Raw genomic sequence first — 25,111 nt, 5'->3', positions numbered from 1 at the left:
AGGCACTTCGAGGATCTCCCTGTAACGAGTTTCGGCTAGTGTACGCCTCGACGCTGTGAGTTGCATGTCGAGGAAAAGGTTAGAGCTGCGGGCTTTCGACAAGCCGCAAGGAAGCCTTGTCGGTCGGTTTGCCTGCAGCCTCGCCTTCAATAGGCTCCTGATAGCCGTCGCGGTCTGTCATCTCCGTAATGGCGGCGAGTTGAGCGGAGAAATCGGGGTGCAACGCATCGCGGCGATACCGCCAGGCCCAGTTCCCTGTCGGCGCGGAGGGCACGTTCATGCGGCCTTCAGAGCCGAGGTGGAGAACGTCCTGCAGCGGGAAGATACAGGTGCTGGCGACGGAGGACGACGCAGCTTTGATCATCGCCCAGACAATCTGCCCATCATGCTCGATCGGATGAAGGTACGTCTGGACATTGGCACGCTCTGTAGGTGTGGCATCGTCGCGCCACCACCCAAGCGTGGTGTTGTTGTCGTGTGTGCCGGTATAGACAACGGTATTCGGCACCATGCGGTGCGGCAGATATAAATGACCGCCGCGGTCAGCGAAGCCAAACTGCAGGATGCGCATGCCCGGCATGCCAAAGTACTCGCGAAGTTCGTCGACCTCAGGTGTGATGAGGCCAAGGTCTTCGGCGATGAACGGCAGGTCCCCGAAGATCTCTTTGAGGCGATGGAAGAGCGCGTGGCCAGGGGCTTTGACCCAGTGGCCGTTGATCGCAGTTTCCTCTTCGGCGGATATTGACCAGAAGGCCTCAAAGCCGCGGAAGTGATCGAGACGAATGGAGTCATAAAGCGCAAGCGAGCGACGGATGCGCGCGACCCACCAGTCGAAGCCCCGCTCTTCGAGCAGGCTCCACTTGTAGAGTGGATTGCCCCAGCGCTGGCCGGTGGCAGAGAAGTAGTCAGGCGGAACGCCGGAGACGCGGGTCGGGTTGCGCTTCTCGTCGAGTTCGAAGATCTCGGGGTGTGTCCAGACGTCAGCGGAGTCGTAGGAAACAAAGATAGCGACGTCGCCGAGGATGCGAACGTCTTTCTGTGCGCAGTATCGACGGAGCGCGCTCCACTGCTCGTCAAAGAAGTACTGAATGACCTGTTCGACAGCCAGTTCGCGGCTGGAGTCGTTCATCAACTGCGTCAGACTGTCGGCTTTGCGCAGGCAGAACTCATCGGGCCACTCGTTCCAGCTCTTGTAGCCAAAACGGCGGCGCAGGACGCTGAACATCGCATAGTCGGTCAGCCAGGAGATGTTGTCCTGCGTGAAACGTTGGAAACAGTGGCGGGCCTCCTCGCTGGCATGGTCGAGGAAGTTACTTGCGGCTTCTTCGATAAGAGGCAGCTTGCGCTCGAAGGCTGCGCCAAAGTCACAGTCGCCATCGTGGCCAGGCAGGCCTTCGATGCGGTCGAATGTCAGGTAGCCATCGCGTACGAGGTGCTCCAGCGAGATGAGTTGGTAGTTCCCCGCAAAGGCTGAGAGCGCCGAGTACGGGGAGGAGCCGTAGCCCGTGGGTGAGAGTGGAAGCACCTGCCAAAGGCGCTGCTTGGAGGTTGCAAGAAAGTCGACAAACTCATAGGCTGCCGGACCGAAGTCGCCAACGCCGCCATAGGACGGCAAGCTGGTGATGTGGCAAAGGACACCTGAAACGCGCTCTGGGGTCAACGAGCATCTCCCTGGACTGCGCTGGTTCGACGCTGTCCGCTTTCAGCATAGGACGTCTCTGCGCGCGAACGGGATGGTTGGTGTTGTCAGTAGATATTCCTCACAGCAAAAAGCGAGGGCGACGCCGAAGCGTCGCCCTCGCTGGTGAGAGGTAAAACTAGTTGCCGAACGGGCTGCTGGGAGCCTGCTTCTTCGAGTAAATGATGGCTCCAGCCTTTTCGTAGCGCTGCATAGCCGTTCCTGCAAAGATGCCGAAAGCTTCCTGCTGTTTCTCGCTCAGAACCTTGTCCTTGGTGGCCTGGAAGTTCTTTGCGATGTCCGCATCAGTGGGCTGCTGCTTGTCGGTGAGCTGAAGAACAGCGCCGTCAGAACCGTTGTTGATCGGTCCGGAGATAGCGCCCTTCGTCAGATCGAAGGCAACCGCAGCGGCGCCGCCCATGGAACCAACGCCCTGCACCTGGCCATCGCGGCCGACGAGGTCGGAGCTCTTGACGTCAAGGTGCATCTCAGCAGCGGCCTTCTTCAGATCGCCGAGCGCCTTTGCGCGGTCGGAGAGCTTGATGAGCTGCTGGTTGAGAAGCTCAGGTGTCTTCTGGTCCTTGTAATCGTCGAGGATGTGCAACTTCCAGTCGGCAAAGTCAGGAGCATGCGCTGCCTTGACGTCAAGCACCTGGAAAACAGCATAGCCTTCACCGGTCGAAGCAACCTGCGGGGCTGCGCCCTTGGTCGCGCCAAACGCTGCCTTCAGCACGCTGGTCGAATCCGCCAGCGTTCCGATCACACCATCCTGGCCGATATAGTCGGTCGAGACGAGGTGCAGGTTGTGCGCCGTAGCAGTCTCTGCCAGCCCCTTGGACTTGGCTTCAGCCGAGAGCTGAGCCGCGTACGTCTGGGCAGCCGCTGCAGCCTTCTGGTTGGTCAGCTGCTCGGCGATCTGGTCATGGACTTCGCTAAGGGGCTTGTCGTGCGCCGTATCCTTCGCGATCGTCTGGATGATGTGGTAACCGAACTGCGAGCGGACGAGATCAGACGTCTGGCCGGGGTTCAGGGCCATCGCTGCCTTGGCGTACGCCGGATCGAGCGAGCTGGTCGGGATCATGGGCAGTTCGCCGCCCTTGTCCTTCGAGCCCGGATCTTCCGAGTACTTCTTGGCAAGCTCAGCGAAGTTCCCGCCAGCCTTCAACTGCTTCAGCACATCCTCAGCCTTCGCCTTGGCGGCGGCATCGGTCTTGCTGTCAGCGGTCTTGGGGGACGAGATGAGGATGTGGCGCGTCTGCACCTGCTCCTGCACCTTGTACTGGTCCTTGTGAGCGTTGTAGTAGCCCTGAATCTCGCCTTCCGTGGGCGCCTGCTTCGAGTTCGGAGCATCGGCGGTCGAGAAGGAGATGAGTTGCAGCTTGCGCTGCTCAGGAACCGCGGTCGCATAACGCGTAGCGTTCTGCTTGAAGAACGCCTGCAGATCCGAGTCAGACGGGTTGATCGTCTTCTTGATGTCGTCTGCCGAGAGCGAAGCGTAGTCGAACTGGATCTTCGTTCCCTGCTTCAGGTACGCGGTGCGAACGGCTGCGTCGGAGACAGTGATGCCGCCGGTGACGAGAGCCTGAAGACGCTGGATTTCAAGATCCTGCTTCACTTCAGTCTCAAAGTCAGCGACCGAGATGTTGAAGTAGGTCTGGACGAAGTCCATGTACTTCTGCTGGCCGATGAACTGGCCGTTCGGGAAGAGATACTGCGCGAAAACGCCCTTGCGAAGCTCGCGGGCGAGATCGTCGTCGGAGACCTGGAGGCCGAGATGGTTGGCTTCGCGAACGAGTACGGCACGCTCCACCTGCTGTTGGCCTACACGCGAAGCGAGGAATTGCGCGTAGAAACTGGGCAGGTTCTGGCGACGCATCTGCTGCTGCACTTCACGATCGATGTCCGCGTTGCGGATCGGCGTGGAGTCCCCGGTGAGGCGGGACAAAAAGCCCGGAGAGCGAACCGTCGCAAATACCGTAGTGTCATTGGCTTCGCTGTTGTCGAAAATGCCGGGTACCAGCGTGATGACCATGGTGACGATGGCTGCGCCAATAATGAACCACCAAATTGCTTTGATGATGCCGTTGTCTTTCTGCAGTGTGCGGATCATGCTGAGTTAACGACCTTCGAATTGGCTGCAGAACCGCCCTTTGCAGGAACGGAGCGCGCCGGCCCCTTGTGATTTATAGGCAGACACATGAATGCAACGGACCACGGAGCAGCCATTGCGTCTGCGAGAGGCTCACCGCCGAGTATAAATCAGGCGTTTACGGGAATCGCAGTCCCCTGTCCGGTAAAACACATGAAAAAGCCGCACCAGAAGCGGTGCGGCTCGTTTCTTAAGAACCAAACCCCGTTTAGTAGGGGTAGGGAGAGTAGTATCCCCGGCGGTAGTAGCCCGGAGGAGGGCCCTGACGACGCATGGGGCCTGCGGCATACGAAAGGCGCTGCATCTCAGCCTGCGAGACAGTGCGTACCTCCGCGGGGGCATCCGTGTGGAAGGTAAGAATAGCCTCGGGAGCGACAAGCACCCGACCACCACCTGAGGCAGCCGAAGCAGCCACACCGGCCGTCGCACCGACGCCTGCGCCGATGGCGGCACCGGCCCCGCCGCCGATGGCGGCACCAAAGAGAGCGCCGACAGCGCCCAGACCGATCGCGTGCCCGACCGTGCTGCCGGTTTTGTCGCGGCCGATGCGATACCAGACTGTGGTTTGCAGGGGATAAACCTGCCCACCAAGAACAACACTATTCACCTGCAATGCGAGTTGCCCCTTGCCGGAGAGTTCCTTGGTCTTTTTGGCGTCGATAACGACGCCATTCACCTGGGCTCCACGCGGGATAGCGACAGCGTTCGAACCGATCACGTCGTTGAGCACCATACCGCTGAATGGCGTGCCCGGGGCGATGTGGTTCGAGTCGATGCCACGATCGATGCGCACCTGAAGCAGGGCTCCAGGAGGAACGGTGACCGGTCGACCAGCGACCTGCCCCGCTTGCGGCCCTTGGGGGGCACCGTTGTAGTAGCCGTTGGGGCCTCCGTTGTCGAGAGGACGGCGAACGGGAGGAGCGCCTGCAGGCTGCTCGGGGTATCCACTGGAGTACGCCGGATCCGTCGACGGAGTGGTAGCGTAGCCAGCGTCCGCATCCTGCTGCGGAGGCTCAGGCGCGTAGCTGCCATCGGCCTGAGACTGCAGCGGCTGTCCCTGTGCATCAACCGGCACGGACGGCGCGTTCGCAGCAGCGGCTGTATCGCCATTAGCCGCTGGCGTGTCGCCAAGCGCCATTTCGTCCACAACTTTTTTTACGCCTTCGACGCGAGCGACAAGGTTTTCCGCCTTGCTGCGCATGGCTTCGTCATGAACGTTGCCTGAAAGCGTTACGACGCCATAAGTTGTCGACGTTTGAATGTTTTGCGAAGAAAGCTCCGGCGCTCCAGCCAGTGCTTTCAATACGCTGGCCTCGACCTGCGCGTCCGGCACATTGGTCTTGGTCTGTGCCCCTGAAGCTGCAACAGCCGAAACCAGAATGGCTCCCGCGAGAACGTTTGCCCGAATCGTCATCGTCCTGCTCCTTGAAGTCGGTACGTCGAAATTGCTCGACGCACCTTTACCCTACGCATACAGACGCAGTTCCGAAACAAAAGTTCCGGTGGAATGCGAAGTGAAATAAGCGGCAAGACGCTACTGCTCTGAAGCTGGGTAAATTACGCTTTCCGAGAATGCTCGCAAATAGATCAGCCCCGAAAAGCTTGAAAGCTCCGGGGCGTTGTCGTCTTCTATATTTTTGGTTGCGGGGGTAGGATTTGAACCTACGACCTTTGGGTTATGAGCCCAACGAGCTACCGGGCTGCTCCACCCCGCATTTCCAAGACTAGTCAGCATTTACAGTTTTGTCAAAGATGAGGGTGTGCAAATCAGGTCAACATCTCGCGGATTGCGGCAACCAAGAAGCTGCAGCGAACTTGTCCTCGCAATGGAACAAGTGCAGATCGCCAACGGGCATAGATCAAACGCTTCCTTACATATGCGTAGGAAGTAAGGGATTACCCCCTCTCTATAGGGCATTCGCCCGTTAGCGGGCTCTATGACCTCCTGCCGAGGCAGTCTTCCCTGCCGACGGCTATTGCCGTCAAGCCCAACCGCGCGATAGACGCGGAGGGAGGCAGAATAATGCTCTCGAAATGCCCCAACACCTAAATCATCTTCATCGAGTAGACAATCTATCCGTCCAGAAACTCATCCGCTTGATCCCGCACTTGAAACGCTCATATATAGACATGCACATCCGGTGTCGTAAGCTGCCAGCCAAAGGGCCGGGTTCCGGCGCCCCATCGTCGATATTGCACCTGCCAGCTCCTCGAGCAACGTCAAACTCGCCAGCCGCACTCACGGCAGTACACATGGAACAGAGATTTGGCGTCACATTCTGTGCCTCGACCGTCTCCAGCCCCAAGTCTTCTCTAAACGGGGTCCTCAGACCTAAACGCGGCAAAACTCAATGCACTCACAAACCAATTCACCTTCCCGTCCTCAACCCCAGACATTTTCAACAATCCCCCTCGGGTTGTAGCCCGTACTACTTCGCAGCAGTTGCAGACTCGCTTGGCAGCTGGCTGGCATCCCAGCCACCGCCCAGAGCAGCTATGAGCTGTACCGCCGATGTCATTTGCTGGGTCTGAAGCTGTACTAGCGCCTGCTTGCTGTTCAGCAGGCTAGTTTCAGCGGTAATAACGTCCAGATACGGATCTATCCCTTTGCTGTAGCGCACATTGGCAAGATTGGCGTAACGGGACGATGCCTCCACAGCCCTTTGTTCCTTCGAGCTTTGATCAGCTAACTGTCTGTTTGCTACGAGATAGTCCTCGACTTCTTTAAAAGCGGTAAGGACCGTTTCCCGGTAAGAAGCGACGTTCGAACGATACAACGCCTCATAGCGCTGTACGTTAGCTTTACGCGCGCCAAAGTCCATAAGGGTTTCCGTAGCGCTGGCACCTAACGACCAGAAGAGCGCGCTTACATTTAATAACTCAGACACGCTAGACGACTGAGTGCCACCGCTCCCTGTAAGAGATACGGTCGGATAGTATGCCGCTTTATAGACTCCAATCAAAGCGTTGTACTCCGCAACGGTTCTCTCTGCAGAGGCAATATCCGGTCGGCGTTCAAGCAACTGCGACGGCACTCCTGTAGGAACATAGGGAACTTTCACTACTAGGGGCGAGGGCTTGAGACTGAAGGTGGAAGCAGATTCTCCCAGTAAAAGCGCTATAGCGTGCTCGTACTGAGCGCGTGTCGTGGAAATGGCTACAGCACTGGCCTCAGCCGCTCGTAATGTTGCTTCAGCCTGCGCAACATCCTGTTCAGAATCAATACCCGTTCTGGACAGCGATTGAGTAATACGAAGCGATTCTTTGTACTGTGCCACGGTCTCGCTATAGAGACTTTGCAGAGAGTCCTCTCCACGAAGTTCAAAGTAGTACTGTGCAAGCGATGATTGCTCGCTAAGCGTTTCATCAGCGAGTTCGGCCGCGGACACCTGGGCTGCGTTCTTATCCGCAAGCACTGTATTTCTAATAGAGCCGAAGAGATCAGGCTCCCAAGACACGGAGCCACTGAGCTCATAGCTCTCACTAGAAGTACTGGTAGAGAGACGAGCGGTCGACGAAGATCCTGTCCCTTGCGCATTGACGCTTGGACCAACGGTCACGGTGGGAAACAGCGATGCTCTCGCATTTCGGACTAAGGCACGTGCAGCCATGTAATTTTCAAAATAGATTTTTATATTCTGATCATTAACATTTAAGCGCTCTTCAAGGGCGTTGAGTTGCGGATCCTGAAATACTTCCCACCACTTCCCGCGAAGCATGGCATCCGATGGATTAGCCTGCTTCCAGCCATTATGCTGAGCATCTACAGTGCCCGCACTATTTTCTTTGTAACTCTCTGCAGGAGGCGCAGGCATGTTTGGGCGTACGTATTTGGCCCCCACACGGCAACCTGCAAGCAGCGCGCTGGCTGCAAAGATGGATAGGATGCGAGCATTCCGCAATTTACTACTTTTTTTGATGATCTTCATGATGCCTCCTGCGGCCGATGAGGGGTAAACGAACCAGTAGGCGCGACTTCTTTGCGCGTAAAGCGTTTACGCAGACGGTCGAGAAACAGATAAATTACCGGAGTGGTATATAAGGTCAAAACCTGGCTAACAAGAAGACCACCAAGGATTGTGAGTCCAAGGGGTCGACGAAGCTCAGAGCCGATACCCGAACCGAACGCAAGAGGGACTGCACCAAAGAATGCCGCGGCAGTCGTCATAAGAATGGGCCGAAAGCGCAACACACAAGCCTGCGTGATGGAGTCTTCCGTTGAGAGATTATGTTCTCGCTCCAGTTGCAAGGCAAAATCGATCATCATAATGGCGTTTTTCTTCACGATCCCTATAAGAAGGATAATGCCAATAAGAGAAATAATGTCCAACTCAGAGTTGAAGAGGACCAGCGTGATGACAGCACCCAATGAGGCCGATGGCAACGTTGTGAGTATCGTGATCGGATGCATGAAGCTTTCGTATAGCATTCCAAGAACAATATAGATAGCAAATATTGCTGTTCCAATTAGGAGCGGTTCCGTTTTCAGTGAAGTCTGGTACTGCTGAGCCGTTCCCGAAAACGTTCCATGCACACTAGTGGGGATGTGCAACGAGCTTTCAAGCGTATGGATCTGCCCAGCAGCCTGCTCCAGCGATGCTCCAGGAGCCAGGTTGAAAGACAGTGTGGATGAAGGATATAAGCCATTATGGTTCACCGAAAGCGGGCCAGTCAGAGGCTTGTAGCTAGTGATAGCCGATATTGGTACCGAACCACTATCGGTTTGCACATAAGCATTTTCCAGAGCATCCGGACTTTTACTGTAGCGTGGATCAGCCTCAAGAATGACGTGATACTGATTCAAAGCCTTATAAATTGTTGAAGCGTCAGCCTGCGAATACGAATAGTTCAGGACATTGTCAATATCTGAAGGCGTTATAGCCAGACGTGCCGCTGTCGAACGGTCATAGGTCAGATATGCTTCCAACCCTCCCGTTTGAAGATCTGTATCTACATCCGTAATCGATGAGAGGCTTTTCATTGCCGCATATAGCTTAGGAACATAGGTTTTCAGGTCAGCCGTGGTGTCAGCCTGTAAGGTGTACTGATACTGTGCGTTTGATTGACGACCGCCGATATGAAGATCCTGAGCTGCCATCAAGAAGGTCTGCGCCTCTTTAATCTTTGCCAACTTTGGACGAAGGCGATTGACAACATCAGCAGCGCTGATTTTTCGCTCATCAAGAGGCTTCAAGGCAATAAACATAAATGCACCATTGGTTGTACCTTGCCCACCGGTAAACCCAACAACGTTTTCAACCGCAGGATCTGAGCGCACAATTGCTACTCCGCGCTTTAGAGCTTTATCCATTTTCTCGAATGAGGCGTCCTGCGTCCCACGCATACCTCCCATCACCTGACCTGTGTCCTGGGTGGGGAAAAATCCTTTTGCTACACGGGTAAGATAGGTGATGTTCAAAGCGGCCGTAACGATGAAGAGGATCAGCACAAGTACAGCATGATCGCGAATTATCCACTGCAAACTACGTTCATAGCCACGAAGAAGAACGTTAAATCCATCTTCGACTATACGGTACATCCGCCCGTGTTCCTCTGGCTTCTCTCGCTTCAGCAAAAGAGCGCACAGCATTGGAGTCGTTGTGAGCGAAAGCAACATGGAAATAACAATGGCCATGGATAGCGTGACCGCAAATTCACGGAATAGGCGACCAACAATTCCACCCATCATCAGAATCGGAATAAATACCGCGATCAACGAGATAGTAATGGAAAGGACGGTGAATCCGATTTCCTTTGCCCCCGTAAAAGAGGCCTGTACGGGGTCCATCCCCTCCTCGATGTAACGAGCTATGTTTTCCATAACGACAATCGCATCATCAATAACGAAACCAGTAGAAATGGTCATCGCCATGAGAGAAAGATTGTCTAATGAGTATCCCAGCATGTACATTGCAGCGAACGTACCCAACAAAGAGACTGGAACAGCAATTCCGGGGATAAGAGTGGCGCGTCCATTGCGAAGAAAAATGAATACAACAAGAATGACGAGCGCGATCGAAAGAAGCATCGTCCACTCGACATCGTGAAGCGAAGCACGAATAGTCGTGGTGGAGTCGAGTACCAGCTTCAAATGCTGAGATGCGGGGATAGCAAGCTGCATCGCAGGCATCTGTGCCTTAATGCGATCTACAGTATCAATAATGTTCGAACCAGGCTGCTTGAAAACAATGATGTCAATTGATTCTTTACCGTTGACGTATCCCCCTGAAAGGATGCTCTCCGTTGAATCCACAACATCAGCAATGTCTTCCAGGCGAACGGCAGCACCGTTTTTTGTACTAACGATCAGAGGCTTATACTGAGCGGCCTTCGATAATTGGTCATCTACAGAGATGTAGCTGGTTGTTTGGCCGTCAGCAATACTTCCTGTCGGGGTGTGAGCATTTTGATTTTGTAGGAAAGTTGCCACATCCGTAAGCTTCAGCCCATAGTGTTGCAACTGCATCGGGTTGATCTCGACACGAACGGCAGGAAGTGTCGATCCGCCGATCGTAACCTGTCCCACACCTTGAATTTGCGAGATTTTTTGTTCGAGTATGGTCGATGCAGAGTCATACATATCACCTTTCGAAGCCGCTGCAGATGTGAGGCTAAGAATGGCGATGGGACGGTCAGCCGAATTTACTTTGCGATATGTAGGGTCAGAAGGAAGGTTGGTCGGAAGATAGGAACGAGCAGCACTGATTGCAGCCTGCACGTCACGAGCGGCAGAGTTGATGTTGCGGTCGAGATCAAACTGTAGCGAGATAGCAGCAGTTCCAGTAGAACTCTGGCTTGTCATCTCCGTTACGCCAGCGATATGTCCAAACTGCCGTTCGAGAGGAGTAGCAACGGCTGCAGCCATCACCTCGGGAGATGCTCCGGGCAAGCTGGCGCTGACAGAGATCGTTGGAGAGTCCACCTGTGGAAGCGGCGATACAGGCAGAAATTGAAATGCGATGATACCTGCCAGCGCGACTGCGCCCGTCAACAAGATCGTTGCAATTGGCCTTCGAATTGCCAGAGCCGATAAGTTCATGAACCACTCTCCGTGGAGAGGTCAAGCGACTCCTGTATAGTGCGACGGCTAAAACGCTGCGCGAGCCTATCGAACCATAGATAGATAACAGGTGTGGTGTAAAGCGTTAGCAGCTGACTGACCAGAAGGCCTCCCACCATTGCGATTCCCAGGGTCCGGCGTAGCTCCGCACCGATTCCCTGTCCTAACGCAAGTGGGATGCCACCAAAAAGAGCTGCGAGCGTTGTCATGAGAATCGGACGAAAGCGAAGCATTGAAGCTGTATAGATAGCTTCGAGCGAATCCTTCCCTTCTTCACGCTCTGCCTGGATAGCGAAGTCCACGATCATAATTCCGTTTTTCTTCACAATGCCGATGAGGAGAACTATGCCGATGATGCCGACAATGCCGAGGTCCTGTTTGCACAGCATGAGTGCCAGCAAAGCGCCAACGCCAGCAGAGGGCAACGTGGAAAGGATAGTCAACGGGTGAATAAAGCTCTCGTACAACACACCGAGAACGATATAAACAGTGAGCAAAGCCGCCAAGACTAGAATGCCTTCATTCGCAAGCGAGCTTTCGTAGGAAGCAGCAGTTCCCTGAAAGGCCATCTGCAAATTAGCAGGAGTCTTCAACCCGGATTCAACTTTATGAATAGCACCTACAGCCTGACTAAGATGTACTCCAGGTGCAAGATTGAAGCTGATTGTGACCACAGGAAACTGCTCCTGATGATTGATGGTCAGTGGCGTCAGGGTCTTTTGCACCGAGGTGAATGCTGACAACGGTATGGGGTACGAGCTTCTGGTGGCAGTGGTGCTTGAGCCACTACCTCCCGATGAGCTACTGCTGCTAGACGTTTCCGAAGAGGAACTGCTCGAGGACAACGCCGAGGCAGAGGTGCTGCTGGAGGCGGTTTGCAGAACCGTGCTGCCTGCCCCGCTGGCAGCAGAAGATGTTGTGCTTGTGAGCAGCGAAGACGCAGAGGTTGTGCCAAGTGTAGAACTGCTGGATGCAACGGCACTAACGCCCGAGGTGCTGGAGGCTGTTAGCTGCGAACTTGCACTGGTTGTTGAACTTGATCCAGAGGACGATGACGAACCGGTGCTACTCGATGAGCTTACGCCTTGAAGATATATTCCATTCAGGCCTCGTGGAGAGGTTTGGAACTGAGGCTGAGCTTCCAGGATGACATGGTACTGGTTGGTCTGCGTATAAAGCGTCGTAACCTGGTGCTGACCGAAGGCGTCATACAACGTATCGTCCAGAACTTGCGGAGTTACTCCAAGACGGGATGCTGTGACGCGATCAATGGAAATCGAGAGCGCATTTCCATTGGGCGCTTGATCCGTAACTACATCTTGCAATTCGGGAAGTTTACGGAATTCGGTCAGCAGCTTCTGGGTCCACTTATTCAACTCAGCAGAATCTGGGTCTTCTACCGTGTACTGATACTGCGTGCGGCTTACCCGGTCTTCAACAGTCAAGTCCTGCACTGGCTGCATGTATGTCTGGATACCGGTGACTGCGTTCATTCTTGTGCGCAGTCGTTGAATGACCTCAGAAGCTGAGATCTTGCGCTCAGCGAGCGGCTTCAGATTGATCTGCAGACGACCACTATTGAGCGTCGCGTTTGTACCGTCAATTCCGACAAAGGATGCCAGCGACTGCACCGCTGGATCAGCCAACGCGACGCGTGCCACTTCTTTCTGTCGCTGAGTCATAGCATCGAAGCTTGTCGCCTCAGGAGTCTGCGTAATGGCTTGAATGACACCCGTATCTTGCGTCGGGAAGAATCCTTTTGGGATGAAGTAGTACAAAAGTCCAGCCGCCACAATCGTCATTGCAGCTACAAACAATGTTCCAACCTGATGCTTGAGAACCCATTTCAGGGTGCGTCCATAGAACGCGATGATGTTTTCGAAGATGTGCTCAGACCAGCGGTAGAAACGTCCCTGCTGATCTTCGGGCGTATGGCGCAGCAGTCTGCTGCTCATCATCGGCGTAAGCGTCAGCGAAACCACTGCCGAAATAATGATGGTTACCGCGAGCGTCACAGCAAATTCGCGGAAGAGTCTACCTGTAATGTCTCCCATGAAGAGCAGCGGGATGAGGACTGCGATGAGAGAAACAGTCAGAGAAAGAATCGTAAAGCCGATCTCGGATGACCCTTTCAGCGCAGCCTCAAGCGGTTCCATCCCCTCTTCCATATAGCGGCTGATGTTCTCAATCATGACGATCGCATCATCTACAACAAATCCAGTGGAGATCGTCAACGCCATCAGGGTGAGATTGTTCAGGCTGTATCCGAGTGCATACATGACCGCAAATGAGCCAATGAGCGAAAGGGGAACTGCTACAGCGGGGATGATCGTGGCTCGCCAGGACCGAAGGAAGACAAAGATTACGGCAACAACGAGACCAATCGTAAGCAGCAGTTCAAACTGCACATCTTCCACCGATGCACGAACAGTAGTCGTTCGATCGGTCAATGTTGCTACAGAAATTGACGCTGGCAGACTAGCTTCAAGCTGTGGAAGCAGTTGCTGAATAGAATCGACGACCTTGATCGTGTTGGCATTGGATTGACGCTGGATACTAACGATGACAGCCGGTGTCTCACCGGACCACGCCGCTAACTTTGTGTTCTCAACGCCATTCGTGACATTCGCCACATCCTTCATCAGCACAGCATTGCCGTTTTTATAAGCAACAACTAGCTGACCATATTGATCCGCAGAGGTAATCTGATCATTCGCATCAATGGTGTATGACTGTTGAGCGCCGTTAAACGTTCCCTTCGCACCATTGACGCTGTTATTGGAAATTGTCGTGCGAAGGTCTTCAAGGCTTATCCCATAAGAAGCTAGCTGAGCTGGGTTTGCCTGTATGCGTACCGCAGGCTTCTGCCCACCCTGAATTGTTACGAGACCAACGCCAGAAAGCTGAGAAATCTTGGGTGCTAGACGAGTGTCCGCGAGATCCTCCACCTGAGAAAGAGTCAGACTCTTCGAAGTCAGAGCCAGTGTCAGTACAGGGGCATCCGCAGGGTTCGTCTTGCTATAAGTAGGTGGAATAGGAAGATCAGTAGGAAGATAGCTGTTTGCTGCATTGATAGCAGCCTGCACCTCCTGCTCTGCAACATCAATGTCTTCTGCAAGTGTGAACTGAAGAACAATGATTGATGCGCCACCAGAGGACGTAGAAGTCATCTGGCTAAGTCCCTGAATTTGCCCAAATTGTTTCTCGAGTGGACCCGTCACGGTAGACGACATCACCTCAGGACTAGCTCCTGGGTAGAAGGTCTGCACCTCAATCGTCGGGTAGTTCACCTCAGGAAGTGCTGAGATGGGCAACTGCATGTACGCAACGACTCCGACAAGGAGGATCGCGACCATGAACAAAATGGTGGCAACCGGACGAAGGATGAATGGGCGTGAAAGATTCATCGCGTCTTCCCTGCTGTTCCAGGCTTGGCCTCACCAGAGACGGCGACTGTCGAACCATCCTGAATGCGATCGAAGTTACTCGTAATGACGCGATCGCCTACGTTCAACCCGTCAATTGCTGATTTAGCATTTTCGCTATTGATGACCGTGATGTTCTGAATGTGTGCCTTACTCGCGCTATCGAGCGTATAGACGAAGGCTTGTTGACCGTTGTACTGAATCGCAACTGTGCTGATAATCTTTGCATCGCTTAGGCGGTTGACTTCCACGCGAGCATTGACGAACTGATTCGGAAAGAGTGCCGAATCCGCGTTGTCGAATTGAGCGCGCAAGCGGACCGTACCCGTGGAGGTGTCCACCTGATTGTCAAACGTCAACAGCTTTCCAGTAGCGAGTTTTACGCTCTGGGAACGGTCGTATAGCTCCACAACGAGCGGTGTCTTTTGTGCGACGATCTGCTTCTGCACCGTCGGGATGTGGTCCTCGGCAATCGAGAAGACCGCAGTAATCGGGTTCAACTGAGCGATCGTCGCAATGGTCGTACCGGAACCGGAGAAGATTGTGTTGCCTGGATCAACGAGACGAAGACCGATGCGGCCGGAGATGGGCGCTGTGATGTGGCAGTAAGAAAGCTGAACCTTGTAGTAGTTAATCTGGCCTTCATCGTTCTGCAGCGTACCCTCTGCCTGCTGCACCGCTGCCTGCTGGTCAAAGACTGTCTGCTGCGCGATTGCTTTTTCTGCAAACGCATCCTGATAACGCTTCAGGTTTATTTTGTCCTGCTGCAGCGCCGACCGATCATGCGCGAGGGTGCCCTCTGCTTCCTGCAACTGGGCCTGCAAGGGCCGCGGGTCAATCTCAACCAGGGTTTGCCCCTTCTTGACCATCTGCCCTTCTCGATAGTTGACCGAGAGAACAATACCGCTGGCCTGGCTATACACATTGATCGTGTTGACAGGTGTTACAGTTCCGAGAGCGTCGAGAAAGACATCCATCTCTCCTTGCGTGACCTGCTCAACATTGACGGAAGTGCCGCCCATCGGAGGGCCTCCAGCCTGCTGCGAGGACTTATGCAGCAAAGGAAGAAGCAACAAGCCGATCACCACGAGCACGATCAGAAACGCGAGCCAACGACGTTTATGGTGGGGTTGCTCTACAGAGGTGTTGCTTGTCGCCAATTCGGGCATGTCGGTCATCCTTATTGAGCCTTCTAGAGAAGGCTCGCTCATATACAAGGAGACGCGACCAGGCCACACCGGACCGTCACAATTTGTCACAGATTGTCACGGAACCGCCCGCAGGCCGAAACTGTACGGCAGAATGGTGTACATGCCACAAGGGAGGCATAACGGGTGACCGAACACGCAGTCACAACAGATTCCGTTCTGCTGATAGATGATGATGTGAAGCTATGTGAAATGCTTCGCAGCTATCTTGGCAGCCATAGCTGGCAGGTAGAAGCCGCCCATACCGGTAACGACGGCATCAGGCTGGCAACAGAACAAGACCCAGATTTGATTGTGCTGGACGTGATGCTGCCTGATATGGACGGCTTTGAGGTTCTGCGTGCTCTGCATCGCAAAAAGCCCTACAAGGTTCTAATGCTGACAGCCCGCGGGCAAGAGGTTGATCGCATCGTAGGCCTTGAGATGGGGGCAGACGATTACCTTGGAAAGCCCTTCAACCCTCGCGAGCTCGTAGCCAGAATGAAGGCTATTCTTCGTCGTAGCCAGAAGGCCGAACCAGCAAGTCAGGCCGTCGGCGCATTTCAAGTTGACTCCGATCGCCGGCAGATTGCATATCACGCGAAGGTGATACCGCTAAGCGATGTGGAGTTCATCCTGCTGGAACGGTTTCTCGCAGATGGTCACGCCATCCTCACCCGCGATGATCTATCGATCACGCTTTTCGAGCGGCGAGCACGCCCGTTCGAGCGCACCGTGGATATGCATGTGTCTCGACTACGAAAGAAGCTCGAAAGCCTTCCTGGCTTTAGCGGCGGGATACGTGCGATCCGAAACAGCGGTTACATGTTCTTTATGGAAAAGGAGTTCAACGGCTAATGCGAACTTTCTTCTTCCAAATGTTTCTAGCCTTCTGGGTATCGACAGCCGTTATCTTCTTCGTCGCGACCACGCTCTACCCCGACGGCCGAAATGGCTCACTGGAAAATGTCCGCAGTTTCGCTGCACAAGATGCAACAGAGCTAGGAATCTACATTGCCAGGGAGTATCAGCGAGCAGGATGCGGAGCCATACAGGATGCGGCTTCCAGCTACTTCGTTGTCGACAGCGCTGGCAAGCCAGCATGTAGCGCAACACTTTCCTCGCGGGTTTCCGCACTGGTTCAGGACGTACGAAGTCATCACACGGCCAAAGGTGTCCATGATGGCAAGCTGTGGGTAACGGCGACCCCAGTAAAGCTACAAGAAGGAACGTATGTGGTTGTGCATAGCGGCTTTTACCAGCCAAAGCCTCACTTCCCTCCGCTTCCTCCCATAGCTCTGCCGGTCTCTCTTCTGGTCACCTTCATCTTTGCCTATGCGTTAAGCCGCCCAGTACGCTCGCTCTCCAAAGCATTCAAACAATTTGCAGGAGGCGATCTTTCCGCACGCCTACCCGTAGGACGACGATCGCAAAACATTCTTGGCGGTGCGGACGTGCGCAGCCTGATGCTTGACTTCAACCATATGGCAGGACGCATCAGCTCCTTGATCGCAGCACAGAAGATGCTGGTTCGTGACCTCAGCCACGAACTTCGCTCACCGCTTGCCCGCCTGCGACTAGCGCTGGAGATGGCGCGTGAAGAAGCCGCGCAACCGTCGATTTACTCTGACAAAATGGAAGCCGAAGCAGAACGAGTCAACGATCTCATCGGGCAGATGCTCACGCTCTCGCTGATGGAGAGCACGGCAGGAATCACAGATAAAGAAATGGTCGATGTAACGGACCTGACGGAGTCTCTGCTTCCAGATTTGGAGTTTGAGGCAACCGTACGCGGTTGTACTGTAAGCCTGATAAAGAGCCCCGAAGATCACTTCGTCGAAGGAAACACCGAGTTGCTTCGCAGAGCCATTGAAAACGTTGCACGGAATGCGATTCGATATACCGCGCCCGCCAGTCAGATCACTGTCAAGATCTTCAAAAGCGGTCTTGCCGGCAAAGAAGCCTTCATCCACATTGAAATCTCTGATGAAGGGCCTGGGATTCCCGAAGAGAGCTTGCCGCTGATCTTCGGAGCGTTCTACCGCACCGATGCAGCCAGAGGAGACTCAACCGGAGGATTTGGTGTTGGACTGTCCATCGCGGAACGCGCGGTTCATCTACACGGCGGAGCCATCACTGCAAAAAATCGGCAGGGTAGAGGCTTGAGTGTCTCGATTCAACTGCCCGCTGCTCAATATATTGAGCAGCACGACATATTCTACGCCGATTAGTTAGCAACTCGGCATGAGAGGATCTCTCAAGACCATTCATGCCGAGAGGCTTTTGCGCTGCTTCTATTTGGCCGGAGCGCTTACGGGCGTTGCAGCAGCCGCAGACTCTTCCGTGAATCGCAGCGGGACGGTGACCAGATTCGTCTGGATAAAGGAGCTGAGCGGCTTGACGACCGTTTTCTTCTTACCGTCCACGGCCCACAACTCGTAATCATCTGACAGAGAAAGCGGCCCAAAACGATAGGTGCCCCGCTCATCGACCTTCAACGTCAGGATCGAGGAATCTCGCATGTTCTTCAGATAGACCATTGCATTCGTATCGAGCTTATCGTTGGCGTCATACACGGTGCCCACAATCGTGCGATGCGGCTTTTCCCGCGAGCCGCCATAGCCGCCCCAGGTAATTCCTGCAGAGGGTTGTCCCTGCTGCGCTGGACCTTGCCGACCCTGCGCATGGGACTGCGGACAAAACGCCGACAACGCAAGCAACGCGACACAAACACCTAGGCAATTCCAACGTAAACCGTACGACATGCGGACCTCATAAAAGGCATGCTGGCACGACAGGGGGCGCACCAGCATGCTTAGCGCGTACTAAAAATAGTAAAGACCATCAAAAAGCTAGCGACTGTAACAGTTTGTAACGCTTCGTCACGGTAGCTGCAGATGGAAGTCTTCCCTACAATCATCGCAGATTACAGCTTTCCAGGCGCAATAGAGTCCGCAGACTTCGGTGCAATATGGCAAATCTTTCGATATCTGCAACTTGCTCAGCAGCCGCTCTGCCAGGGTTGCAGTAGCTGTGGGACACTAGTCGCATGAAAAGCATCCTCGACAGCTTTCGTCTCGACGGCCAGGTGGCCCTGATTACCGGAGCAGCCAGCGGCCTCGGCGCAGCTATAGCTGTAGCTCTTGCGCAGGCGGGCGCTACCGTAGCCGTTCACGGCAACCGCCGCCCCGCGGACGAAACAGCCGCAGCCATTGGCGGCAACGCAGCCGCGTTCGCCGCTGATCTCAGCTCCACAGACGGAGCCAAACAGCTCTTCGATGCCGTCCATGCCCGCTTTGGCCGCGTCGACATCCTCGTCAACAACGCCGGCACCATCCACCGCAATGAGGCTGAGAACGTCGAGCTGGAAGACTGGGCTCGCGTGCTGCAGGTGAACCTCACCAGCGTCTTTCAGCTCTCACAGTTCATGGCCCGCGACGTGATCGCGCGCAACGTCGGCGGCAAGATCATCAATATCGCCTCACTGCTGAGCTTCCAGGGCGGCATTCGTGTTCCGGCGTACGCATCCTCGAAGGGCGGCGTGGCTCAACTGACGAAGGCCCTGGCCAACGAGTGGGCTTCGAAAAATATTCAGGTGAATGCGATCGCTCCGGGCTACTTTGCCACGACGAATACCGAAGCTCTGCAAGCCGATGAGACTCGCAATCGTCAGATTCTTGAGCGCATCCCGGCCGCGCGCTGGGGGCAGCCGGAAGATCTGGTCGGAGCCGCGGTCTTCCTCGCCTCCCCCGCAAGCAACTACGTCACGGGAGCCATCCTCAATGTGGACGGTGGCTGGCTAGCGCGCTAGTGGAGAAGCTTTCAACGCTAAGCCCAACCAGCAGCAGAGCCGCACACACGGCAAGCGCCGCGAAGCCAAAACGCAAGGTATGACAGGCCACGGCGACGCGGCCTGTCACCCACGGCAGCAGTGCGCTGCCGATACCCGCCATCACAAAGACGATGCCCTTGCCCCGCATGGGCATCGCCTCTGCGAGCAACGCAGGATAGACGGGAGCAACGCCAACGGCGGCCAGCAGCGTCCCGAGATAGAACACCATCGAGCTCTTCCCTGTGGCCAACAGAACCACACCAACAAGGGAGAGCGCCACTACCGTTGGCATCGTCCATCGTGCAGGTGTCTGCCCTTCAAAGGTCTTTGCTGCAAGAAGGCGACCCCCAAGAATCCCAAGCCAGAACGCGCTGCTCAGCGGAACCAGCAAGTCGGCGTACCCATGCTGGTAATGCACCGCAAAGCTCGGCAGCCAGTTCGCAATACCGGTTTCTACACCGACAACCAGCAAAGCCAAGAACGCAAGCATAGCCAGACGCGGCCAGTCGAAGGCGTCAGCCACCCCTTCGTCAACCAGCTTTGCGCCTTCGCTTGACGGGCGAAGCAACGCCCACAGCGCGGCAATCGCACAAGCGATACTTATCGTCCACTGCGGCCACACCTGCAGATGCGGCAGCGAAAAACGCCCTAGCCACCACCCGCAAAACGCTGCGCCAAGCGGCCAGAAGATGTTCAGCAACTCAAGCCTGGACACACGATCTTCCGCAGAGCTTTCCAGCCCGACGAGCACATTTGCCATCGTCATCGCGATACCTAGCCCGAAGCCGTAGGCGGCTAACGTCACGAAGTACATCGGGCCAGCGACAAGCGGCAGCAACGCCGCGGCGATAGAGACGACCACACAGCCCACACCAAGCCCAAACTGTGGTTTCTTCCAGGCAATCATCGGTCCTACAAGCTGGCCACCAAACTGCGTTGCAAGCGCAAGCGCAATGTCTCCATCCCGGAACCCACCGTCTCGGGCAAGCAAAGGAAGAATGTTGCCTGCCAGCACGGTCGCCGTGCCGGTGACAAAGAACACCGCGTATAGCCACGCGACACTGCGCGCGCTCGTCGTCTTCATGATGCGCTAATGCAACTCCCCGCCCTGCCGATACATGCGTTGTGACTCAAAACAAGGATGCTGGCATGGCTGCCGAACTGGACGACGAAGTACGAGAATTCATCATCGAGTGCAACGAGAACCTGACCAACCTCGATCAGGAAATCGTACGCCTTGAGCAGACACCTGAGGACGCCAAACTGCTGGCCAGCGTCTTCCGAACCTTTCACACCATCAAGGGAACCTGCGGTTTCTTTGGCTTTTCGTCGCTAGGCTCACTCACACATGTTGCCGAAAATATTCTCGACCAGATCCGCAGCAGCAACCGCAAGCTGACTTCGGAGCTCACGGCCCTGCTGTTGGAGTGCGTCGATGCAACCAAAGCGATCCTCAGCGAAATCGAAAACACTGGAGCCGAAGGCGAACAGCAATACGAAAGCCTTCGCACACGACTCACCGCCGCCTACAGCGACACGTCGAGCTCCATCGCAACACCAACGATCGACCCTACCCCTCAAGTTGCTCCCACGCTCGAACTCACTGTTGAACCGGAGCAGTCAATGGCCGTAGTCTCCGCCACTGGCGAGATAGAAGCAGCCAAAGCCAGCGCCTTCACAGACTCCACCATTCGTGTCGACGTTGGCCTGCTCGACAAGCTGATGAATCTCGTCGGCGAACTCGTGCTGGCGCGCAATCAGCTTCTGCAGGGAGCAGCAAGCGGCCACGACCTCGCGTTGGTTCGCACCGTACAGCGCCTCAACGTCATCACCAGCGAGTTGCAGGAAGGCGTACTGAAGACGCGGATGCAACCCATCGGCGTCGTGTGGAACAAGATGCCGCGCGTCGTGCGCGACCTCTCGACAGAGTGTGGAAAGAAGATCCGCATTGAGATGGAAGGCGCGGACACGGAACTCGACAAAACCATCATCGAGGCCATCAAGGACCCGCTCACGCACATTGTGCGGAACGCCTGCGACCACGGCGTGGAAACGCCCGAGGCTCGCACTGCAGCAGGCAAGCCAGCCGAAGGCCTCGTCACTCTGCGGGCCTATCACGAAGGCGGACATGTGAACATCGAGATCGCCGACGATGGCCGTGGTCTCGACCCTCTGCGGCTGAAACAACGAGCCATGGAGAAAGGTCTCATCACCGCCGCGCAGGTTAGCACGATGAGCGAGCGTGAGGCCATCCACCTCGTCTTTGCTCCGGGTTTTTCCACTGCGCAAACCATCACCAACATCTCTGGCCGCGGTGTTGGCATGGACGTCGTCAAAACAAATATTGGTAAGATCGGCGGCATCGTTGATATCGCCAACCGTGCCGGTTGCGCTGGCTCTGTGGTGAAGATCACCATTCCGCTCACGCTTGCGATCATCCCTGGGCTCGTCATTCGTGCGTACAGTCGCGCGCACGAAGAACATCGCTTCATCATCCCACAAGCCAACCTGCTTGAACTCGTTCGCCTCGACCTGGCTGAAACCCGCGACTCCTCTCAGCCGCATATCGAGTACGTCAACGGAACGCCCGTCTATCGGCGTCGCGGCGAACTGCTGCCGCTCACCTACATGAACCGCATCCTCGGGCTCGATGACGCGGTCCTTCCCTCTTCTTCAGTCATCAATATCGTCGTTCTGCAATCCGAAAGCCAGCCGTTCGGGCTCATCGTCGACGGTATTTATGACACGCAGGAGATCGTGGTGAAGCCCATGAGCAAGCGGCTCAAAAACCTGAGCGCGTATCTCGGGGCCACCATCATGGGCGACGGCCGCGTTGCACTTATCCTCGACATCCCCGGTCTCGCCAAGCTGAGCGGCATGGAGCAACGTGCACGCGACGTCCGCCGCGAAGACGTTCGCAAGGAGCACATCGAACAGCGCGAAGGCTTCCTTATCTTCCGTGCAGGGGGCTTCTCCCGCATCGCAGTTCCACTCGGCATGGTCTCGCGACTCGAACAGCTCGTCGGGGCTCAAATCGAAAGCGCCGCCGGCCAGCCGGTTCTCCTCTATCGCGGAGAGATTCTGCCACTGCTGCAGCTTTCCTCTCTGCTCCACGAAGAACCGCACGACCTCGACAACTTCCACGGCGATGTTCAGATCGTCGTCATCACCGACGGCCCTCGACGTATCGGACTCATCGTCGACAAGATCGTCGACATCGTCGAGGAGTCCGTAACCTTCCGCAGCGCAACGGCACATCGTTACCTGAGCGGAACGGCCATACTCGGCAACACCGTCATCGACATACTCGATTGCAACTCCATGCTGAGCTTTGCAGCGGTTACCGACCCTGGCTATGCAGGAAAGGCGGCGTAAGAACATGCACCACTTCAAAGAGAAACGTAATCAGCGCGCAGACTCGGAGCAGTTCGCAACCTTTCACGTCGGAGACCTCTTCTTCGGCATCCCTGCGGTTCACGTTCAGGAAGTGATTCGCCAACAGGAAATGACACCCATCCCGCTCAGCTCAAGCGCGGTCAAAGGCTTCATCAATCTGCGCGGGCAGATCGTGACAGCGATCGACGCGCGCACCGCACTCGATTTACAACCCGGCCCCGAGGCCCCGCCCATGAACATCATCATCGGTTCAGAGGACGGTGCCGTTAGCCTTCTGGTCGATGGCATTGGAGACGTGCTCGAAGTCCAGCAAACCTCCTTCGCTCCAATCCCTGAAAACGTTCCTGAAGCGCAGCGGCGCATGATCACCGGTGTCTTCAAACTTCGCGATCGGCTGATGCTTTGGCTCGACACCGAAAGACTTCTTGAGGCTGCGTTCCAGTAGTTTCCCACCACTTCGTATTCATTCAATCCACCCGAACGGAGAAACATCCATGGCTTCTGCAACTCGCATCCCCAACCTCACCGGAACGACTCCTGTGAAGGTGCGCACCAAAGTGACAACCATGCCGCCAGCTTCGAGCAAACACTCTGACAGCGACGCAGCTCTCGCCGCCATCGGCCGTTCGCAGGGCATCGTCGAGTTCAACCTCGACGGAACGATTCTCACCGCCAATACTCTCTTCCTCAACCTCGTGGGCTACAGCCAGGACGAAGTGTCCGGCCGCCATCACTCGATGTTCGTTGATCCCACCGAAGCCAGCGGAGCAGAGTATCGCAACTTCTGGGAGTCCATCCGTCGTGGAGAAACGCGCACCGGCATCTTCCGTCGACTGGGCAAGAACGGCAAAGAGATCTGGCTCCAGGGCTGCTACATGCCTGTGCTCGACGCAGCCGGTCAGCCTTACAAAGCAGTGAAGATTGCGCTGGATATCACCACCGACATGCAGCGCAACGTCGCCTATCGCGGACAGGTTGACGCCGTCAGCCGCACGCAGGCTGTTATTGAGTTCAAGCTCGACGGAACCATCGTGAACGCCAACGAAAACTTCCTCGCCGCAATGGGCTACTCCATGGACGAGATCAAGGGCAATCACCACCGCATCTTCATGGATAAATCCGAAGCATCCACCAGTGACTACCGTGCGTTCTGGGACGCTCTCGCTCGCGGCGAGTACCAGCACGGCGAGTACAAGCGGATCGGCAAAGGTGGTCGCGAGGTGTGGATCTATGGCTCCTACAACCCCATTTTCGGAGCCAGCGGCAAGCCGGAGCGTGTCGTGAAGTTTGCGACCGAGATCACAGAGACCGTCCGCACACGACAGGAGCATCAAGCGGCACAGGAAGCAACACGCCAGCGTGCTCTCGAGCTTGAGGCAAAGGTCAACGCCATCCTCAGCGTCGTGAAGCGTGCCAGCGAAGGTGACCTCACCGGCAGGATCGATGTGCACGGCAGCGACTCCATCGGCCAGATGGGCGAAGCTCTCGCGTCGTTCTTCAACGATCTGCGGCAGCGCGTCACAGCGATTGCTTCATCGGCAACGGACCTTAGCTCCGCCAGCCAGGAACTCTCTGTCATCAGCGAGCAGATGGCCTCAAACGCAGAAGAAACAGCGACGCAGGCATCCGTTGTCTCCAGCGCCAGTGACGAAGTTTCAAAGAACGTCACCGTCGTTGCCGCCGGCTCGGAGGAGATGCAGGCGTCCATTCGCGAGATCTCAAAGTCCGCCAATGAAAGCGCTCGTGTAGCTCACAGCGCAGTGACAGCAGCGACGGCAACCAACCAGACCATCGCAAAGCTCGGGCAGTCGTCGCTGGAGATCGGCAAGGTCGTCAAGGTCATCACCTCCATCGCGCAGCAAACCAACTTGCTCGCGTTGAACGCCACCATCGAAGCCGCTCGCGCAGGCGAAGCAGGCAAAGGCTTCGCGGTAGTCGCCAACGAGGTAAAAGAACTGGCCAAGGAAACGGCTAAGGCCACCGAAGAGATTGGTCAGAAGATCGAAGCGATCCAGACCGACACGACCAGCGCCGTGCAGGCGATCGAAGAGATCACGCAGATCATCAACCAGATCAACGACGTCTCCAACACGATCGCTTCGGCGGTGGAAGAACAGACGGCAACCACCAACGAGATCGGGCGCAGCGTCTCCGATGCTTCGCGGGGAGTCAGTGAAATCGCGGTAAACATCGCAGGCGTTGCCACCGCTGCTCAAGGAACCACCAACGGAGCCGCAGGGACGCAGACCTCTGCCCGCACCCTGTACAGCATGGCCAGCGAACTCCAGAACCTGGTCTCGCGCTTCACGGTGTAGCTATGTGGCGCGCTTCCGCAGAGCTGAATCATCTTCTGTAGAAGCGCGCCGATTTATTCCCTGACTCCA

The 25,111-nt window shown here is 55.6% G+C and carries 15 protein-coding genes and 1 tRNA gene; 6 read left to right on the top strand and 10 right to left on the bottom strand.

Features of this window, described 5'->3' with window-relative positions:
* Positions 1-79: 79 nt before the first annotated feature.
* The 8 genes from malQ to PW792_06535 all read right to left on the bottom strand — a co-directional run bounded on the left by malQ (position 80) and on the right by PW792_06535 (position 15,481).
* Complete coding sequence (gene malQ, locus PW792_06570) at positions 80-1,660, bottom strand: 4-alpha-glucanotransferase (GenBank protein ID MDE1161596.1); 1,581 nt, start codon at positions 1,658-1,660, stop codon at positions 80-82.
* A 157-nt stretch (positions 1,661-1,817) separates the two neighbouring features.
* Positions 1,818-3,788, bottom strand: coding sequence for a peptidylprolyl isomerase (locus tag PW792_06565; GenBank protein MDE1161595.1), 1,971 nt, complete (start codon positions 3,786-3,788; stop codon positions 1,818-1,820).
* Between the two features lie 247 nt (positions 3,789-4,035).
* The gene (locus PW792_06560) at positions 4,036-5,241 is read right to left on the bottom strand and encodes a BON domain-containing protein (GenBank protein ID MDE1161594.1); all 1,206 of its coding nucleotides are present in this window, start codon (positions 5,239-5,241) and stop codon (positions 4,036-4,038) included.
* A 224-nt stretch (positions 5,242-5,465) separates the two neighbouring features.
* Positions 5,466-5,542 (bottom strand) — tRNA-Met (locus tag PW792_06555).
* A gap of 714 nt (positions 5,543-6,256) precedes the next feature.
* Positions 6,257-7,756: an efflux transporter outer membrane subunit gene (locus tag PW792_06550; GenBank protein ID MDE1161593.1), complete on the bottom strand. Its 1,500-nt coding sequence runs from the start codon at positions 7,754-7,756 to the stop codon at positions 6,257-6,259.
* Positions 7,753-10,866 (bottom strand): efflux RND transporter permease subunit, encoded by a 3,114-nt coding sequence (locus PW792_06545; protein MDE1161592.1) that lies wholly within the window; start codon positions 10,864-10,866, stop codon positions 7,753-7,755. Before PW792_06545 ends, PW792_06550 begins: the two co-directional genes overlap by 4 nt.
* Positions 10,863-14,294: an efflux RND transporter permease subunit gene (locus PW792_06540; GenBank protein MDE1161591.1), complete on the bottom strand. Its 3,432-nt coding sequence runs from the start codon at positions 14,292-14,294 to the stop codon at positions 10,863-10,865. The genes PW792_06545 and PW792_06540 overlap by 4 nt, the downstream gene beginning before the upstream one ends.
* Complete coding sequence (locus tag PW792_06535) at positions 14,291-15,481, bottom strand: efflux RND transporter periplasmic adaptor subunit (protein ID MDE1161590.1); 1,191 nt, start codon at positions 15,479-15,481, stop codon at positions 14,291-14,293. Before PW792_06535 ends, PW792_06540 begins: the two co-directional genes overlap by 4 nt.
* Before the next feature lie 165 nt (positions 15,482-15,646).
* Here PW792_06535 and PW792_06530 point away from each other — a divergent pair, with 165 nt between their 5' ends.
* Complete coding sequence (locus PW792_06530; protein ID MDE1161589.1) at positions 15,647-16,357, top strand: response regulator transcription factor; 711 nt, start codon at positions 15,647-15,649, stop codon at positions 16,355-16,357.
* The gene (locus PW792_06525; GenBank protein ID MDE1161588.1) at positions 16,357-17,730 is read left to right on the top strand and encodes an ATP-binding protein; all 1,374 of its coding nucleotides are present in this window, start codon (positions 16,357-16,359) and stop codon (positions 17,728-17,730) included. The genes PW792_06530 and PW792_06525 overlap by 1 nt, the downstream gene beginning before the upstream one ends.
* 63 nt (positions 17,731-17,793) lie before the next feature.
* On the opposite strand, the gene PW792_06520 is transcribed toward PW792_06525, so the two are convergent.
* Complete coding sequence (locus PW792_06520; GenBank protein MDE1161587.1) at positions 17,794-18,264, bottom strand: hypothetical protein; 471 nt, start codon at positions 18,262-18,264, stop codon at positions 17,794-17,796.
* Between the two features lie 284 nt (positions 18,265-18,548).
* On the opposite strand from PW792_06520, the gene PW792_06515 reads away from it, so the two are divergent.
* Positions 18,549-19,310 (top strand): glucose 1-dehydrogenase, encoded by a 762-nt coding sequence (locus PW792_06515; protein ID MDE1161586.1) that lies wholly within the window; start codon positions 18,549-18,551, stop codon positions 19,308-19,310.
* On the opposite strand, the gene PW792_06510 is transcribed toward PW792_06515, so the two are convergent.
* Entirely contained in the window at positions 19,279-20,415 is a 1,137-nt protein-coding gene (locus PW792_06510; protein MDE1161585.1) for a hypothetical protein, read from the bottom strand. The genes PW792_06515 and PW792_06510 overlap by 32 nt on opposite strands.
* Positions 20,416-20,480: 65 nt before the next feature.
* Between PW792_06510 and PW792_06505 the strand changes: the two genes are divergently transcribed.
* The 3 genes from PW792_06505 to PW792_06495 are packed head-to-tail and all read left to right on the top strand — an operon-like array spanning position 20,481 to position 25,042.
* The gene (locus tag PW792_06505) at positions 20,481-22,706 is read left to right on the top strand and encodes a chemotaxis protein CheA (protein MDE1161584.1); all 2,226 of its coding nucleotides are present in this window, start codon (positions 20,481-20,483) and stop codon (positions 22,704-22,706) included.
* Between the two features lie 4 nt (positions 22,707-22,710).
* Positions 22,711-23,172 (top strand): chemotaxis protein CheW, encoded by a 462-nt coding sequence (locus tag PW792_06500; GenBank protein ID MDE1161583.1) that lies wholly within the window; start codon positions 22,711-22,713, stop codon positions 23,170-23,172.
* Between the two features lie 49 nt (positions 23,173-23,221).
* Positions 23,222-25,042 carry a methyl-accepting chemotaxis protein gene (locus PW792_06495; protein MDE1161582.1) on the top strand — a complete coding sequence of 607 codons (1,821 nt, stop codon included), beginning with the start codon at positions 23,222-23,224 and terminating at the stop codon, positions 25,040-25,042.
* Positions 25,043-25,111: the final 69 nt, after the last annotated feature.

This window comes from Acidobacteriaceae bacterium, from assembly GCA_028283655.1.
In the GTDB taxonomy this organism is placed as follows: Bacteria; Acidobacteriota; Terriglobia; order Terriglobales; family Acidobacteriaceae; genus Granulicella.
This window is presented reverse-complemented; position numbering and strand designations above follow the sequence as displayed.

Bases quoted from the DNA above. Each gene is read 5' to 3' on its own strand.
- PW792_06565 (MDE1161595.1), bottom strand. From the start codon at position 3,788: ATGATCCGCACACTGCAGAAAGACAACGGCATCATCAAAGCAATTTGG.
- PW792_06560 (MDE1161594.1), bottom strand. From the start codon at position 5,241: ATGACGATTCGGGCAAACGTTCTCGCGGGAGCCATTCTGGTTTCGGCT.
- PW792_06550 (MDE1161593.1), bottom strand. From the start codon at position 7,756: ATGAAGATCATCAAAAAAAGTAGTAAATTGCGGAATGCTCGCATCCTA.
- PW792_06545 (MDE1161592.1), bottom strand. From the start codon at position 10,866: ATGAACTTATCGGCTCTGGCAATTCGAAGGCCAATTGCAACGATCTTG.
- PW792_06540 (MDE1161591.1), bottom strand. From the start codon at position 14,294: ATGAATCTTTCACGCCCATTCATCCTTCGTCCGGTTGCCACCATTTTG.
- PW792_06535 (MDE1161590.1), bottom strand. From the start codon at position 15,481: ATGCCCGAATTGGCGACAAGCAACACCTCTGTAGAGCAACCCCACCAT.
- PW792_06525 (MDE1161588.1), top strand. From the start codon at position 16,357: ATGCGAACTTTCTTCTTCCAAATGTTTCTAGCCTTCTGGGTATCGACA.
- PW792_06520 (MDE1161587.1), bottom strand. From the start codon at position 18,264: ATGTCGTACGGTTTACGTTGGAATTGCCTAGGTGTTTGTGTCGCGTTG.
- PW792_06515 (MDE1161586.1), top strand. From the start codon at position 18,549: ATGAAAAGCATCCTCGACAGCTTTCGTCTCGACGGCCAGGTGGCCCTG.
- PW792_06510 (MDE1161585.1), bottom strand. From the start codon at position 20,415: ATGAAGACGACGAGCGCGCGCAGTGTCGCGTGGCTATACGCGGTGTTC.
- PW792_06505 (MDE1161584.1), top strand. From the start codon at position 20,481: ATGGCTGCCGAACTGGACGACGAAGTACGAGAATTCATCATCGAGTGC.
- PW792_06500 (MDE1161583.1), top strand. From the start codon at position 22,711: ATGCACCACTTCAAAGAGAAACGTAATCAGCGCGCAGACTCGGAGCAG.
- PW792_06495 (MDE1161582.1), top strand. From the start codon at position 23,222: ATGGCTTCTGCAACTCGCATCCCCAACCTCACCGGAACGACTCCTGTG.